The sequence below is a fragment of the Paenibacillus sp. 37 genome, from assembly GCF_008386395.1.
Taxonomy (GTDB): Bacteria; Bacillota; Bacilli; order Paenibacillales; family Paenibacillaceae; genus Paenibacillus; species Paenibacillus amylolyticus_B.
Map to the genome: position 1 here is coordinate 466,587 of NZ_CP043762.1, position 14,953 is coordinate 481,539.

General features: G+C 39.6%; 15 protein-coding genes and 1 pseudogene. 3 read left to right on the forward strand and 13 right to left on the reverse strand.

Annotation, left to right across the window (positions count from 1 at the left end):
• Positions 1-5: 5 nt before the first annotated feature.
• From F0220_RS31955 to F0220_RS31965, 3 genes are all read right to left on the reverse strand, one after another.
• The gene (locus tag F0220_RS31955; protein WP_149847179.1) at positions 6-1,889 is read right to left on the reverse strand and encodes a beta-glucoside-specific PTS transporter subunit IIABC; all 1,884 of its coding nucleotides are present in this window, start codon (positions 1,887-1,889) and stop codon (positions 6-8) included.
• A 353-nt stretch (positions 1,890-2,242) separates the two neighbouring features.
• On the reverse strand, positions 2,243-2,776 hold the full coding sequence (locus tag F0220_RS31960; protein WP_105598987.1) for a chromate transporter: 534 nt from the start codon (positions 2,774-2,776) through the stop codon (positions 2,243-2,245).
• Between the two features lie 13 nt (positions 2,777-2,789).
• Positions 2,790-3,425 (reverse strand): chromate transporter, encoded by a 636-nt coding sequence (locus F0220_RS31965; RefSeq protein WP_149847180.1) that lies wholly within the window; start codon positions 3,423-3,425, stop codon positions 2,790-2,792.
• A gap of 277 nt (positions 3,426-3,702) precedes the next feature.
• Here F0220_RS31965 and F0220_RS31970 point away from each other — a divergent pair, with 277 nt between their 5' ends.
• Positions 3,703-4,890, forward strand: coding sequence for an ROK family protein (locus tag F0220_RS31970; protein ID WP_105598985.1), 1,188 nt, complete (start codon positions 3,703-3,705; stop codon positions 4,888-4,890).
• A gap of 472 nt (positions 4,891-5,362) precedes the next feature.
• On the opposite strand, the gene F0220_RS31975 is transcribed toward F0220_RS31970, so the two are convergent.
• The 9 genes and pseudogenes from F0220_RS31975 to trxB all read right to left on the reverse strand — a co-directional run bounded on the left by F0220_RS31975 (position 5,363) and on the right by trxB (position 11,828).
• Positions 5,363-5,518: a fibronectin type III-like domain-contianing protein gene (locus tag F0220_RS31975; RefSeq protein WP_105598984.1), complete on the reverse strand. Its 156-nt coding sequence runs from the start codon at positions 5,516-5,518 to the stop codon at positions 5,363-5,365.
• Positions 5,519-5,643: 125 nt separating this feature from the next.
• The gene (locus F0220_RS31980) at positions 5,644-6,834 is read right to left on the reverse strand and encodes a MalY/PatB family protein (RefSeq protein ID WP_149847181.1); all 1,191 of its coding nucleotides are present in this window, start codon (positions 6,832-6,834) and stop codon (positions 5,644-5,646) included.
• Between the two features lie 118 nt (positions 6,835-6,952).
• Positions 6,953-7,468, reverse strand: coding sequence for an OsmC family protein (locus F0220_RS31985; RefSeq protein ID WP_076334291.1), 516 nt, complete (start codon positions 7,466-7,468; stop codon positions 6,953-6,955).
• Positions 7,469-7,529: 61 nt separating this feature from the next.
• On the reverse strand, positions 7,530-8,258 hold the full coding sequence (locus F0220_RS31990; RefSeq protein ID WP_076334292.1) for a DsbA family oxidoreductase: 729 nt from the start codon (positions 8,256-8,258) through the stop codon (positions 7,530-7,532).
• Positions 8,259-8,283: 25 nt separating this feature from the next.
• Complete coding sequence (locus F0220_RS31995) at positions 8,284-8,940, reverse strand: carboxymuconolactone decarboxylase family protein (RefSeq protein WP_149847182.1); 657 nt, start codon at positions 8,938-8,940, stop codon at positions 8,284-8,286.
• Positions 8,941-9,045: 105 nt separating this feature from the next.
• A pseudogene (locus F0220_RS33520) lies at positions 9,046-9,921 on the reverse strand (12-oxophytodienoate reductase).
• Positions 9,922-10,021: 100 nt separating this feature from the next.
• Positions 10,022-10,354 (reverse strand): thioredoxin family protein, encoded by a 333-nt coding sequence (locus tag F0220_RS32005; RefSeq protein WP_076334294.1) that lies wholly within the window; start codon positions 10,352-10,354, stop codon positions 10,022-10,024.
• A gap of 29 nt (positions 10,355-10,383) precedes the next feature.
• Positions 10,384-10,872, reverse strand: coding sequence for an OsmC family protein (locus F0220_RS32010; RefSeq protein ID WP_076334295.1), 489 nt, complete (start codon positions 10,870-10,872; stop codon positions 10,384-10,386).
• A gap of 26 nt (positions 10,873-10,898) precedes the next feature.
• Entirely contained in the window at positions 10,899-11,828 is a 930-nt protein-coding gene (gene trxB / locus F0220_RS32015) for a thioredoxin-disulfide reductase (RefSeq protein ID WP_149847183.1), read from the reverse strand.
• Positions 11,829-12,158: 330 nt separating this feature from the next.
• Here trxB and F0220_RS32020 point away from each other — a divergent pair, with 330 nt between their 5' ends.
• A complete protein-coding gene (locus F0220_RS32020) occupies positions 12,159-12,827 on the forward strand; it encodes an ArsR/SmtB family transcription factor (RefSeq protein WP_076334297.1) in 669 nt (222 codons plus the stop codon).
• A 129-nt stretch (positions 12,828-12,956) separates the two neighbouring features.
• Here the strand turns inward: F0220_RS32020 and F0220_RS32025 are convergent, their stop codons facing one another.
• Positions 12,957-14,297 carry a 6-phospho-beta-glucosidase gene (locus F0220_RS32025; protein ID WP_076334298.1) on the reverse strand — a complete coding sequence of 447 codons (1,341 nt, stop codon included), beginning with the start codon at positions 14,295-14,297 and terminating at the stop codon, positions 12,957-12,959.
• Between the two features lie 210 nt (positions 14,298-14,507).
• Between F0220_RS32025 and F0220_RS33160 the strand changes: the two genes are divergently transcribed.
• A complete protein-coding gene (locus F0220_RS33160) occupies positions 14,508-14,630 on the forward strand; it encodes a LacI family DNA-binding transcriptional regulator (protein WP_223200038.1) in 123 nt (40 codons plus the stop codon).
• Positions 14,631-14,953 lie beyond the last annotated feature (323 nt).

A 14,953-nucleotide genomic window follows, 5' to 3' on the forward strand; every position in this document is an offset into this window, starting at 1 on the left:
TCCATTTATATAGTAGTTATAAACATTAAAGGTTCATTATCTTTACGTTTGCCCTCTGCACATTGGACATCGTAGCCCTCTCTGCTTGTAACGACAGTTATCAATACGGGATCATACCCCGCTTCAATGATTCTTTCGATGTCAAACTTGACGAGTATATCTCCTGCTTTTACCTGGTCTCCGATTTTGACCTGGGACTCAAAAAACTTTCCTTTTAATTTCACCGTGTCAATGCCAATGTGGAAGAGCAACTCGCTTCCATTGACTGTTTCCATCGCGACAGCATGTTGAGTACGGAATACCATTTTAATGATCCCGTCCGTTGGGGCATACAGTTCGCCTTTCGAAGGAATGACAGCTATGCCTTCTCCCATTGATTTGGTTGAGAATACATCATCCTTCACTTCAGTAAGAGGAATAATTTCTCCTTGAACGGGCTGTTTAATGGCAACTACTTCATTGCTTTTAACTACCGTGTTCTTCGTTGTTTCTTTGTTCTCCGCTATAGTCGATTCAGCTGATGGCTGAGTATCCTCGTTCCACAAAAATAACGTGAGCACAAAAGAGATGACATAAGAAATAACCATTCCCAAGATTGCATATACAAAATTCATCTTATTGTTTTGATCAATAAACATTGTGATGCTCGCTAAGCTAGGACTTACTAACGTACTACTTGCCACTCCAAGAAATCCAAGACTCAATCCGCCAATCAAACTGGAGATAACAATACTTATGAGTACACGTTTTCGTTGTAGTGTAACTCCGTAAAGGGCTGGCTCAGTAATACCGAACATAGCGGAAATAGCAGCTGACACAGCGACCCCTCTGAGTCTCGTATCTTTGGTGCGAATCGCCACGGCAAAGCTCGCCGCGCTTTCAGCCATATTATGCGCGAATAATGCAGGCAGCAGGAGAAGTTCCTTTCCTGAGGCAGCTAATGCGGAAATACCGTATGGCGTTAGTGCTTTATGCATACCGGTTGCGATCATAAACGGGAGGATTGCAGCTAAAATACCCACGGCAAGCCAGCCGAAATTAGCAAATAAAAAGAGTATTGCGGCTGTCAAATACGATCCCAAATGGAATCCGATTGGCCCTAAAACAGCTAGTGTCACAGGTACCGTTAAAAGCAAGGACATCATTGGCACAAAAAAGACACGAATCGGTTTAGGTGACACTTTAAAGAAAAATCTTTCCATAAATGCATAGAATATAACACCTAAGATCGATGGAAAAACTTGCGAAGCATAATTCACGTTAGTTAGCGGGATAGAGAGAAAACTAGCTCCACTCCCTAAATTTGCAATCATGTCAGGGAACAATAGAACACTCATTGCTGCTGCTGCAACCACGTGATTCACTTTTAGTTTTGCAGCCGTAGTAAGCGCCACCAAAATAGGCAAGAAATAAAAGACAGCACCGCTAATGGAAGTTAGGACGATATACGTTGAACCTTTTGAATCGATCAACCCAATGACGGATAACAATAACAGCATCGATTTTAGAATCCCTGCTCCGGCCATGGCTGGAATCAAAGGTTGGAATACACTAACAAAAAAATCAAGAATCATTGATCCGATTTTTTTCTTCTCTTGTTTGAAATCGTTAGAGTTGGTTTCAGCCTCGTTTTCTTTCTGGCCTCCAAAACCTCCAACTTTCATCAGTTCATCATAAACTTCAACGACAGTATTACCTACGACAACTTGAAATTGACCTTTGTTAACGACATCAAGTACGCCTGGCACTTTCTTGATCGCTTCAACATCCGCTTGACGATCATCCTTCAGAGTAAATCGTAATCGTGTTGCACAATGCCCTAAATGAGCTACATTCTGTTTCCCACCTACATAATTCAGAATATCTTTTGCCGTTTTTTCATAATTCATTCTCGTTCCCCCTCGGTGGATATGTGCGTTTATTGTTCGGCCATACAATAAACAAAAACAAAAAAGACAGGTATCCTCTAAAAATTAGATAGCACTTCAAAGTGTTATCTAATCTTTATGGATCCTGCCTGCTTTACCAGTGACATGTCCGGTTATTCTTTTGTTTATTGTATTATAACCGGGCGATAATCAAAATACAAGCGGTTTCATTGAGCATACGTTAAGCGTATATTTCTAGTCGATCTTTGACCCAATATACGGTTCTTAATACTCCTTATCTTTATCATCGTAGAAAGGGTACGTTTGTTCTTCATGAGTGCTTTATTACATATCTGTTCAGCCCGGAATATCTATCAATATATAACAATACCGCCTACTGCTGATAACAAGATTACTGCGAATGGATGGATCTTGTATTTAGTTACCGCGATGAGACTGCTGACACAAATGACAAGCATCCCGAAGGTTGACCAGCTAAACAATGGTTCCTTATGCCCTCCAATTCCAAAGTGGATCGCAGCATAAATGATAAGTCCTGTAATGATTGGACGCAGTCCATAAAACGAAGATCGGACCCAATGATTGCTTTGTACGCGGAGAAAAAAAGCTGCAAAAAGGATGACTATAACGAGAGAGGGCAAAATTATCCCAATAGTAGATATGATCCCACCTAAGATGCCCATTTGAGAGTAACCGATTAGAGTTGCAGTATTCGTAGCAATGGAACCTGGGGCCATCCCAGCTAATGCAACAATATCTTGAAACTGTTCTGGCTTAATCCATCCTTTTTCAGTCACTTCGCGTTGAATGAGAGTTATTACTGCATACCCACCACCAAATGAAAGAGATCCAATTTTCAAAAATAAGATAAACAATTCCCACAACATGCGATCAACACCTTCAGATGTAATATTCAGGATAATTTAGTTCTGACGGATGACTTTCTGCTTCCTTCTCTGTTGGGGCCGAAAGACCAAGAGCACGTTTAATTGAAATAATAGTCACGCCCACAATTGGACCTCCAAGAATCAGATATAAAGAGTGAAGCGATGTGAAAAGCAGTAGAAGGGTGCTTAGACCTGCAATAAACAATGTGGATGAATCCATTATGGATGTCTTACCCACTTTGAATGCGGCCACAATGATTAATGCAACAATTGCAGCATGAACTCCTTTTAGAGCTGCATTCACCTTGGAAACATCTTGAAACATCATGCCCAAGATACTGAGACTTAGCACAATTAAAAAGGTCGGTAGTGTTATAGCAATGACGGAGATAATCGCACCCATTATTCCTGCGAGCCTGTATCCGACGAAAGCAGCTGAGTTTACAACTACACCCCCAGGTGCGGATGCAGAAACGGATATCATATCCCCCACCTCATTAGGTTTTAGCCATGCTTTCTTATCCACAATTTCCCGCTCAATTGCTGTAATCATTGCATATCCTCCCCCGAAAGTTGAGGGGCCCAACTTAAAAAAAACAACAAACAGTTGTGTAAGCATTTTAATGTATTCCTTTTGTTTTACACTCATATGGTACCTCCGTTTCATAAAACTCTTACATATTTGATATCTAATATTATAACACGTTAATTTCATTTTGGAATAAAGTAAATACTAAGAATGCGTAAATTGTGATTTTTCTAACAATTCATATTATATTATTCAAAAAAGTCCGAATAAAATAACTTAGTTAAATTCATTATAGGATAAACTTTATTATTCCTATAACATTAGCTGGAAAACCAGTCTTCCATCAGCTATACTAAATATATCCCGACTCATTCACTTGGAAATGGAGCAGAATATAATGTTGAATCATTCCCATTTTTCAATTAAGAAGCAAATTTATGATCGAATCGCTTTTCTTGGAACAGTCTCCAAAGCAGATTTGCTAGAATATTTCTCAATCACGAGTAGTAGCATGACTCGTATGCTCGAAGACATGCTAGCTCAAAAACTTATACTTGTCTCCGGACTTGGTACATCAACTGGAGGGCGTAAACCCATACTCTTTCAAACAAACCCACATTATCGCTATCTTATGGGTTTGGAAATCTCACGCATCAGTTCCTCACTGGGCCTATTTGATCTACATCTCAACCGATTATCTGCTGTTCGTTGGGAGATGGACCATAGCCTCACGCCAGAGCGTTTAGTGGAACTGGTGGTGAACGAATCAAATAAAATGCTACATCATCACCATATAGCTCATGAACAAATTCTGGGGATGGGGATCGGTGCAGTAGGCCCTTTGGATCCTAAAAAGGGTATTATATTAGAGCCAGAATATTTCCCTTCCGATTCTTGGAGTAATGTTCCTATATGCAAGTTGCTGGAAAAGGAACTTAATATCCCTACACAACTCGATAACGGTGCAAACACTGCCTTGCTTGCAGAGCATTGGGCGCTCCGAGATGAAGCTTGTGAGCATATGCTGTATGTCCATGCCGGAGTGAACATACGATCGTCGATTATGTCTGGAGGTCAGATTTTGCGTGGTGCTGCTGACACTGAAGGAGCGATCGGCCAAATGATCATTCAAACAGGAGGACCTAGACTCAGTGACAAGGGGAATTACGGATCTCTAGAGGCATATGTATCTGTTCCTTCACTTGAAGAGCGTGTACAGTCTCAACTTAAAATAGGACGCGAAAGCTCGCTTTCGATCATCCCACCTGAATGTGTTAATTTTCCTTCTCTTGTTAATGCGTTGAAACAGGAAGATGCTCTGGTAAGAGAGCTGTTCATTGAAACAGCTTCCTATCTGGGAGTTGGGCTTGCCAATTTGATCAATACTGTTCATCCCGAATATGTCATTATGGGTGGAGCACTTATTAATGCTGACCCGATAGTATATCATACGGCAATACAGGTTGCCCGCAAAAATATATACCATTATCCTAAATACAATCCGATTTTTACTCCGGGTATTCTTAAAGAGGAAGCCGTGGTGACTGGAGCCGCACTCCAGATTATGCAAAGTTGGGAGAAGTAAACAAACGTTAAATAAATGCAAAACTCTGTTCCCACCGCTCAGGGGTTAATACAGAGTTTTTTTGATTTTTATACATGCTAATGAGCCGACTTTCCTAATAAACATGAGCTTTTATTTACTTTCTAATTGAGAAATGAGTATACCGCGCAGGTCCAGTGGCTTAACGCCAATCAATCCTATATGTGAATTTGCAGATGTCACCCGCTGGGGGCATTATCGAACGGAACAGAATAGTGCTATACCCCCACATTAATATCTCACAGCACCCTGAGTGATCAATACCTCTAACGAGCAATAATACCTCTTATCGGATGTTGTTTCACAGCTCCTTACATTAAAAAGAAGCCATATTGGACATATGGACTCATTGTTGTGTATGTCTGGTGAAGTATTTACATTCTCAACAGGCAGAATTCCTCTAAAAAAAATCGTACAATTTTAACCATCATCGCCATTTTATCAATAGGTTCAGCTAATTCCGTCCTCTCCAGCGACGGGTGCGAAAAATCCATTCTGCAAAGCTTCGTTTATCTAAAGTGAAGGTATCTGTCTTCTCCTCATTTGGCTCAAGTGAAACCTCGGCAAAACCTTTAAGTTCTTTTTCAGAACGCTGACGGTTGTCTGACAATCATGATAAAGGGTAGCTCAATGGTAATATCCCCTTATAGTAGATAAGATAAAAATCTTTTAAGATGGACTTAATCTTTCCAACTAAAAGGAGTATTACTACCATGTGTATGTTTTGGCTTTCTGCTAATACAAAACTTCACATATTCTCTTTAGCCCTTCCTCTAAAGTCGCTCTCGGGCATGCCAGATTAAGCCGAATATAACCATCAGCATTGGCTACGAACATACTTCCGCCTTCCAGTAGCACTCCTGCATTGTTCGCAAAATATAAAGACATGTTTTCTTCATTAGGAAGATATGCACGGATATCCACCCATGCAAGATAAGTAGCCTCTGGGACACGGAATACAGCCTGAGGTAGATGATTTTCTAAATATTGCTGCGTAAAAAGAAAATTATCATCTAAGTAAGTTTTTAATTGTCTCAGCCACTCATCACCATGTTGATAAGCTGCCTGTGTTGCAGCTATGCTTAGTGGATTTTCCATACTGTAGTGTCGTGCCTTCCACAACGCTCTGACTTCATCATTGGGAATGATGATATTGGATAGCATCATCCCTGCCATATTAAAAGTCTTGCTTGGAGCCATACAGGAGATGATCTTGTCTGTATTTGGAAAGATCTTTGCCAAAGGTGTATGAACCATATCATTTCTAAGCAAATCACAATGAATTTCATCTGAAATAATCATAACGTCATTTTCGAGACATATTTCGCCAAACTTACTCAGTTCTTCTGGTGTCCAAACACGTCCTGTGGGATTATGAGGATTGCAAAAAATACATAAGCTTACCTTTTCATCACGCACTTTTAATTCGATATCATCATAATCCATCGTATAGTATCCCTGTTGATTCACTAAATCAGAGGTCACCAGTTCCAGATGATTGAAGTCTACAGCATGCTTGAAATATGCGTATGATGGGGTAACAATTAAAACCTTTTCGTCTGGTTTACAAATGTACTCAATCAACTCATATAACGCGGGAATAATACCAGGTGAAGTGACCAAATGTTCTTTTTGAAAGCTCCAATCATAGTGATCTTGTGTCCATTGAACAACCGAAAGATAGTAGTCAGGATCAAATACTTTGGTATAGCCCAAAGTTCGTTTATCTAAACGATCTTTAACAGATTGAATGATTTCAGGTGGAGTCGCAAATTCCATATCAGCAACCCACATGCGAATAAATTCATCATCTTTAAAAGGGAACGTCATATCATTAGATGCCTTAAAAATGTATTCTTTAAAACCGTCTGTACTCATCGCATTAGTATTTTTTCGATCAATGATTTCATCAAAATCGTATTTCATCTGTTTTATCCACTCCTACTGCAAGACTTTTATCCTAGCATTTAAAAAAGTAGACATTATGCTATGTGTTTCTCGCATAATGTCCACGCTTCTTGTAAGAAAATCAAGTATCCAAGGTTTAACTATTAAGTGTGTACGTCGAAGTCACTTTAACGTTTCTTTCAATGGTGTTTTTCACAGGTGATCTTTCAATGGCTTTTGCTATCAACATTTGAACCTGTGCTTCATCTGCGTCACTGTCTACATTGAAACGAACATTTATTTCATCAAAGCCAGGATTTCCTTCTTTTAATCCGAAGAAAACATATGGATCTATTTCTCCCGTAACATCAACTTCCAGAGATTGTACTTTAATCCCCACACCACTAGCTGTTGCAATGAATCCAACACCTACACAACCGCCAAGCGCACTTAACAGAAGCTCAACTGGATTTGGCCCTTTTCCCGTTCCGGATAGCCATTCTGGTTCATCCATAGGTACCGGCTTATAGTCCCCAACCTCGGCTTCAGAGTAAAAGCCATCTTTCCATTTTACTGTAGAAGCAAAACTTGTAATCGCCTCTTCTGGATGTTTCTTATAATTTTCCACCAAGCTTCCAAGCATACTCACATTTACACCATTCAATTTACTCATGTTTAAGGTCCTCTATTATATATTTTACTTATTCGAATTTAATTAAATTTTTGCTTGTTCTTTATGACTTCTTAGGCGGGATCGCACACCCTTCATCCGTACATAATCCTTCACTAGTGGTTTCATCAGAAAGCATTTCAAACTTAGCTGCCGGATGCTCTTCTTCCCACACTTTCTCCAACACTTGAGAAAACGATTCTGTCGGCTGTGCCCCTGAAACTGCGTATTTTTGATTGAATATAAAGAACGGCACCCCGGTAATCCCAACTCGACGAGCCTCATCCTGATCTTTTCGTACTTGATCTGCATAGAGATCCTTCGTATTCAAGATTCCAAGGGCTTCTTCTCTCTCTAATCCAACGGCTTCTGCAATATCGGCCAAGGTATTATAATCTCCTACATCTCTTGATTCAGTGAAATGTGCGACAAGTAATTTTTCATTTAGCATTGTTTCTTTGCCTTTCGTTTTTGCCCATTTTAATAAACGATGGGAATCCAGTGTATTGGTAGGTTTTAGAGTGTCTAATTGAAAAGATAATCCTACGCTATGGGCTTGTTGAGTCAAGTGACTCATGAATTCTTTCGCTTGTTTTCTTCCACCGAACTTAGGGGCTAATTTATCTGCAAAACTTGTTCCATCATATGAGGAAGCGGACGGATCAAGTTCAAAGCTCTTGTATTCAATATTAATTTTATCTTTATAAGGCAATCCTTCTAGAGCTTTCTCCAGATTTTGTTTACCTATATAGCAAAATGGACATGCGATGTCTGACCAGATTTCAATATTCATGTGTATCCTCCCGTTTCAGTTAAAGTTATTCGTCAAATGCTACTAGAGCATTTACGCCATGTGCAAGAGCAGAACCTGCTTTTAATGCTGTAGCTACCATAATCGATTCGGCCAACTCTTCTTTAGTCGCGCCAGCTTTTTTAGCGGCTTTAGTATGAATATCAATGCAATATGGACACCCCGTCGTATGGGCTACCGCAACTGCAATCAATTCTTTCTCCTTGGTACTGAGTGTGCCGGCTTTTAACGCTTGCTGATCAAAAGAACCAAAGGCTTTAAAGGAATCACTTAGTTGGGTGAACTCTCTCAGCCGGTTAATATATGATGCACGATACAACTCATCGTCATCATTTCCATCATACGCGTTCAAAGCATTAACACCATGAGCCATAGCCGAACCGGCTTTAAGTGCTGTTGCAACCATGATTGATTCAGCCATTTCCTCTTTTGAAACACCATTTTTCTTAGCTTGTTTCACATGAGCTTCAATACAGTAAGGACATCCTGTGGTATGAGCTATAGCAATTGCAATGATTTCTTTGAATTTTGCAGTTAACTTTCCTTCAGCTAATGCTAATTTTTCAAAAAAGATAAATGCCTTGAAGATTTCTGGAGAAACTGAGTTGAATTCTCCGATCCGCTTGAAATTTGATTTTTTGAATAAACTGTCTTGATGACTCATAGAAAATCCCTCTATTCATTAATGAAATATTCAATTGATTAATTGAATTTTAAGACATGTTGATACGTAAGTCAAGTACAAGCATGAGTAATCTGTAGTTCCCTTTTAATATAAAGTGCTCAGTGCCTCACGCGTAAACGGAAGTAAATCTTCTGTTCTTCCTTCGCGGATTTTATTTACCCAGTCAGGCTCGGCTAACAATGCGCGACCAACTGCGATCAACTCAAATTCTTCGCGCTCTAATCTCTCAACTAAAGCACCAATTTGGGTTGCTTTACCATTTGCATTTTCTCCGTTATCAAAGAAATCCAAGAAGTCAGCGTCGAGTCCAACCGATCCAACTGTAATGGTTGGTTTGCCCGTCAATTTTTTGATCCATCCTGAGAGATTCAAGTCAGATTCTTTAAAGGCTGGTTCCCAGAAGCGGCGAATAGAGGATGAAAGATGTCTACGCCTGCATCGACTAGCGGTGCTAAGAATTGTGCTAATTCTTCTGGAGTGTCGTCTAGTTTTGCTGTATAGTCATCATATTTCCACTGGGAGATCCGTAGCGTAATGGGGAAGTCTGGCCCAACACTCCTTCGACAAGCTGCGATAACCTCACTAGCAAATCGGGTACGATTGAGTATATCGCCACCATATTCATCGCTACGTGAGTTGGTTTTTTTCCAGAAAAATTGATCGATAAAAAATCCATGTGATGCCATAATCTCGATGCCATCAAAACCAACTTTTTTTAGCATTGACTGCCGCCTGTTTGAAGGCTTCAACCAATTCGGAAATCTCTTGTTTAGTGTAATCATTATAAGTCCAACACCATTTTCAGCTCTACGACGATAATACGCGGCGATATCCTCCCCCGGTACACCATTCGGAGAAAATTTTCAAGTCACTGGTGCCATAATAATACGGTTAGATAGTTTGAGATTTCCCATTTCGAGTGGTTTAATAAAGAGCTTCAACAGATTGTGAATTGTGCATAATAACCTCCAGGTTTACTTACTTAATATATTTATTAATAAATGTTTATTTGAAATCGAATCCCTGATGCACTAACATTTGTATAGGTCGTTCTTTTTCATTATCTCGTACCTTCAACAGCACTTTGCAAAAAATGTTCTATCTCTTCGCGTGACTTACGAAGCTTATTGACATATCGAGTAAGCTCTTTACCGTCGACGTAGGCTACAAAACTTGGAATACCCATAATATTTTGTTCTTCACTTACATTACCTACTTGATCTACATCAACTTCGATAAGATCCAGATCATTCGCAAATTTATCTTCAACATCAGGCATAAATGGATCAATAAATTTGCAGTCCGGGCACCAATCTGCTTTAAAGACAGCAACAGTGATTTTTGGGGAACGGATAGCTGTATCAAATTCTAACTTAGAGGTAATTTTTTTCATTTGTATAGTCTCCTTTTATAATGAATGGTTTACCATTCCATTTGATGTTGTTCAATATAGTTACTTGTCAGATCATCTCCAGCATCGATGGATACTTTACCCTCGGTACCTACCGGTACACCTGCTTTAACAAGCAGCTGACCAATGTGGCATTTTTCTTCTGCTTGTAGGAATAGTGATTCGACTACAGCAATATCTTCCTTGGAGGCATCTGAGGATAAAACAACATGCGGACGATGTGTAATGCTCAGTTGGTTTCCTTGTGCTGTGTTCCCTTCTGTATCCATAAAGAATCCAGCAACGGGTACTTTCTTGCGATCTAACATATAAGCTAGAGTCAGAGCGTAACAAGCAATGGCTGAGGACATCAGAAGTTGTTGTGGATTAGCACCTTCTCCGCTTCCTCCTTTAGGAATAGGGATAGCAACTTGGGTTAGCAAATTGTCGCTTTTAATGCGACCAAATCCTTTTGCGTCTTTGAACCAAACCGTATTCATAACCATTTTTTGATCCGGCATTTTAATATGCTCCTTTCCCCACGTCTTTAATTATTTTCTAAAGAGTCGATAAACTTTTCACTATCCATGGCTGCCATAGCTCCAGATCCTGCTGCAGTAATAGCTTGACGATAACGAGTATCCTGTACATCTCCACAAGCAAACACACCTGGAATATTTGTCATAGATGTACCGGGAACTGTGACAATGTAGCCATTCTCATCCGTCTCAATTTGACCATTTAAAAATTCTGTATTCGGATGATGACCAATAGCTACAAATACACCGTGTGCGTCTAGAATTTCTTCTTCGCCTGAGACATTGTTCTGGACTTTCAATCCGGTCACTCCACGTTCACTAGCCACTACTTCAAGTGGGGTTTTACTTAAAGCCCACGCAATTTTAGGGTTTGAACGAGCGCGATCTTGCATAATTTTGGAGGCTCGTAATTCTTCGCGACGATGCACCAAAGTCACTTTGAAAGCGAATCGTGTCAGAAAGTTTGCCTCTTCCAAGGCAGTATCGCCACCACCGACTACGATGAGTTCTTTATTTCTAAAGAAGAACCCATCACAAGTGGCACAAGTGCTCACTCCACGACCTACATTTTCTGTTTCACCTGGTATTCCTAAATATTTCGCACTGGCACCGGTTGAAATGATAAGCGTTTCAGTAATAATTTCACCTTTGCCATCCACGTCCAGTTTAAACGGTCGGTTATTCAAATCTACTGCTTTTACCCAACCGTTAACAAACGTAGCCCCGAACCGCTCAGCTTGTTTACGCATATTATCCATTAACTCAGGTCCCATGATTCCTTCAGGAAACCCAGGATAATTCTCAATTTCGGTTGTGGTTGTAAGCTGTCCTCCTGGTTCAAGCCCTTCAATAACGAGTGGGTTCATATTCGCACGAGCCAAGTAAATTGCTGCGGTTAATCCCGCTGGCCCTGTTCCGACAATTACAGATTTGTACATATGTTATCCCTCCAAATTTGAGTGTGTATGACAATTACATATATGAATATCTTTTAATATTCAATTGATTAATTGAATTATAGCATTGTAGGATCTCTTCGTCAACTTATCCTCATCAATTGACTGCAGGCGGGATATCCATAGATTGAAATGAATGTTTGGAGTTTGAGTTCTTACTTAGATACATTTCAGCCTTATAACTTGACTTCACTCAGGTTGTTCATGTTAAAATTTTAATATTCAATTGAATCTATAAAGGGTTGAGAATATCGTTCGAATTGAAGTGGGGAAGTCCCGTTGAACATAAAATAAGAATAGAGGTTGACGATTATGGAAGAATTATTGAATTCAGCGAAGCTTTTTAAAGAAGACCTATATAAACAATTGGCCAGAATAGGAAAATGTCTATCCAGTGATAAGCGTTTGGAGATTTTAAACCTGTTGTCCAATGGCTCAAGAACAGTAGAAAAAATAGCTGCTTCTACAGATATGAACGTTGCGAATGTATCCAGGCACCTTCAAGTTCTACTCGATGCTAAGCTTGTTAAATTCACGAAAAAAGGAACTTTTGTGATCTATTCTTTAGCTGACCCGGAGATCATCAATTTTCTGTCCTCTTTATGGCGAATTAGTGAGAAACAGATTCCTGACATCAGTAGAATGAAAGATGACTTTATTAACAATCTTGACGACATTCAAACACTTACCATGGACGAGGTTAGGGAGAGAATAAAAAATGATTCAATTATTCTTGTGGATTTACGTCCTAAAGAAGAATATGAAATGGATCATATCGCGGGAGCAATCTCGATGCCGATGGAAGAGTTAGAAGTATTCATAAGGGACATCCCAAAAAATACAGAGATTATTGCATATTGTAGAGGCCCACTGTGTGTCTACTCTGCATTAGCCGCACAGAAATTACAATCTGAAGGCTTTACAGCTTATCGTATGGAAGAGGGTTTGAATGAATGGCAGGAACATTTTCATTTACATTAGGCTGACTTCTGGAGCACAAGAAGTACAATATTTTTCAAATCTAAAAAAGACTTCAAGGCCCATTTACTAGGCTTTGAAGTCTTTTTTAATTTAAAGAAAATCTAATTATTCAATATACTATTGAACCGCTTATACATGAAGGGACTCTTCCCGGTAAAACTGCGGCAAGTATTCTTTATGAGCCTCGAGTAATTCATCCAACAAAGCCTTAGCGGAATCACCACTTTGGACAAGTGGATTGGACGTAAATGCTTGGAGTGCCGTTGCATAGCTTCCTGTAACCGCAGCTTCAATCGTTAATTCCTCCATGGACTTCATTAGCTGTAATAATCCTCGTTGTGCGGGAGGAAAAGAACCGAAATGAATAGGCTCAGCACCATGGGAAGTAATCACACTGGTGATTTCAATGGCACTTTCCACTGGCAGGTCATTAATCGCTCCATTATTGCGTGTACTTACAACCATCTGGGTGCCTTTGTTGTTATAAATGGAGTTAATAATCTCACAGGCAGCATCACTATAATAAGCTCCACCTCGTTTTCCAAGTTCTTCTGGCTTATGATCCAATCCTGGGTCTTTGTAAAGTTCGAACAGACTTTCTTCTAAGCGTTTCACTACTTGTCCGCGAGTTCCTTCTCCCTTCGCTTCTGCAAGTTCTTCTTGGATCATCGCATCAGTCATGTAATAGTAACGATGATAAGGACATGGGAGCATTTCTAATTGTACAATTTGTTCATGAAGGAATCTCATGTTTTTAATGTTTTCAACGATTTTCTCTGATTTTGCTTCAGGACCATACAGTTTATCGATCGCTTGACGGGTAAGATCTTGGCCATTGTTTCCATAAATCTTGTGCCAGTGTAAATGATTAATCCCCGCAAATTTGAAAAATAATTCATCTTCATTCTTTTCAAGTACTGCGGATTCATTTTTCACAGCCACAATGGGTACATTACACAATCCAATAACCTTCTCCCACATTCCGTAACGAAGAACTGCTTCCGTAACCATGCCTGCTGGATTCGTGAAGTTAATCAGCCATGCATTTGGACAAAGCACTTTCATATCCTCAACGATATCTAGAATAACTGGAATGGTTCGAAATGCTTTTAGCATTCCCCCTGCCCCATTCGTTTCTTGACCAATTAGTCCGTATTTAATGGGTATCGTCTCATCTTTGATCCGTGCATCCATATGTCCTACTCGCAGTTGAGTGGTCACAAAATCTGCATCTCTCAAAGCTTCCTGTCGATCAAGTGTCAAATGGACTTCACAATCAATACCCGCAGCTTTTACCATCCGTTGAGCCATGGCACCAACAATCTCAAGTTTTTCTCTGCCTGCTTCAATGTCGACCAACCATAGCTCAGTTATCGGAAGTTCATGATATCGTTTGATAAATCCTTCCACCAATTCCGGTGTATAACTTGAACCTCCACCGATAGTTACAATCTTCAACCTTTTTTTCATATAGAGTTCCTCCTCATGACTAAATTATTACTGTATTTGTACTGTAATTTATGTAATGCATTACATGTCAAGCATAAAAAATAGGCTTCAAATGTCGTCCTTTTCTACTTTGTGGTAGCTTAGAAAACGTGATATGCATTCTCAGAAGAGATGGTTAGAGGTGCCTAATATTCAAGATGTTGCTATTTATCTGGAGTATCTACAGCAACTGTGTCGAGAGTAATTAACAACCGTGGCTATGTAAGTGACTTAAATAAACGAAAAGTTTTAGGAATTATTGAGGAGCTTGATTATGTCCCCAATGTTAATGCTATTTCTCTAAAAAAAAGTTGAAACTCATTAGATTGGAATAATAACCGCCTCTTTTACTCCCATTATTATTAATTTTGTTCGTGCATTCACTTTAATTGCCGAGAAGAACGGTTTCAACATCACTCTATTTATCACGAATGGAGATGCCAAAAAGGAAGCAATTAGATGCTATTGTATGTATGATACGATCCAATGAATGGGATGTTATTGAATCCTATACCAGGTATGGTCCCATTGTGACTTGGCAGCGTCTTCAGAATGATCTCCATCTGTCTTTATGGATCAATTCCATGCCTACTGGACAGGTCTTGAGCATCTTCATTCCAAAGGTTATCAAAAAATAC

Bases quoted from the DNA above. Each gene is read 5' to 3' on its own strand.
- F0220_RS31955 (WP_149847179.1), bottom strand. From the start codon at position 1,889: ATGAATTATGAAAAAACGGCAAAAGATATTCTGAATTATGTAGGTGGG.
- F0220_RS31960 (WP_105598987.1), bottom strand. From the start codon at position 2,776: ATGTTGTGGGAATTGTTTATCTTATTTTTGAAAATTGGATCTCTTTCA.
- F0220_RS31965 (WP_149847180.1), bottom strand. From the start codon at position 3,425: ATGAGTGTAAAACAAAAGGAATACATTAAAATGCTTACACAACTGTTT.
- F0220_RS31970 (WP_105598985.1), top strand. From the start codon at position 3,703: ATGTTGAATCATTCCCATTTTTCAATTAAGAAGCAAATTTATGATCGA.
- F0220_RS31980 (WP_149847181.1), bottom strand. From the start codon at position 6,834: ATGAAATACGATTTTGATGAAATCATTGATCGAAAAAATACTAATGCG.
- F0220_RS31985 (WP_076334291.1), bottom strand. From the start codon at position 7,468: ATGAGTAAATTGAATGGTGTAAATGTGAGTATGCTTGGAAGCTTGGTG.
- F0220_RS31990 (WP_076334292.1), bottom strand. From the start codon at position 8,258: ATGAATATTGAAATCTGGTCAGACATCGCATGTCCATTTTGCTATATA.
- F0220_RS31995 (WP_149847182.1), bottom strand. From the start codon at position 8,940: ATGAGTCATCAAGACAGTTTATTCAAAAAATCAAATTTCAAGCGGATC.
- F0220_RS32005 (WP_076334294.1), bottom strand. From the start codon at position 10,354: ATGAAAAAAATTACCTCTAAGTTAGAATTTGATACAGCTATCCGTTCC.
- F0220_RS32010 (WP_076334295.1), bottom strand. From the start codon at position 10,872: ATGCCGGATCAAAAAATGGTTATGAATACGGTTTGGTTCAAAGACGCA.
- trxB (WP_149847183.1), bottom strand. From the start codon at position 11,828: ATGTACAAATCTGTAATTGTCGGAACAGGGCCAGCGGGATTAACCGCA.
- F0220_RS32020 (WP_076334297.1), top strand. From the start codon at position 12,159: ATGGAAGAATTATTGAATTCAGCGAAGCTTTTTAAAGAAGACCTATAT.
- F0220_RS32025 (WP_076334298.1), bottom strand. From the start codon at position 14,297: ATGAAAAAAAGGTTGAAGATTGTAACTATCGGTGGAGGTTCAAGTTAT.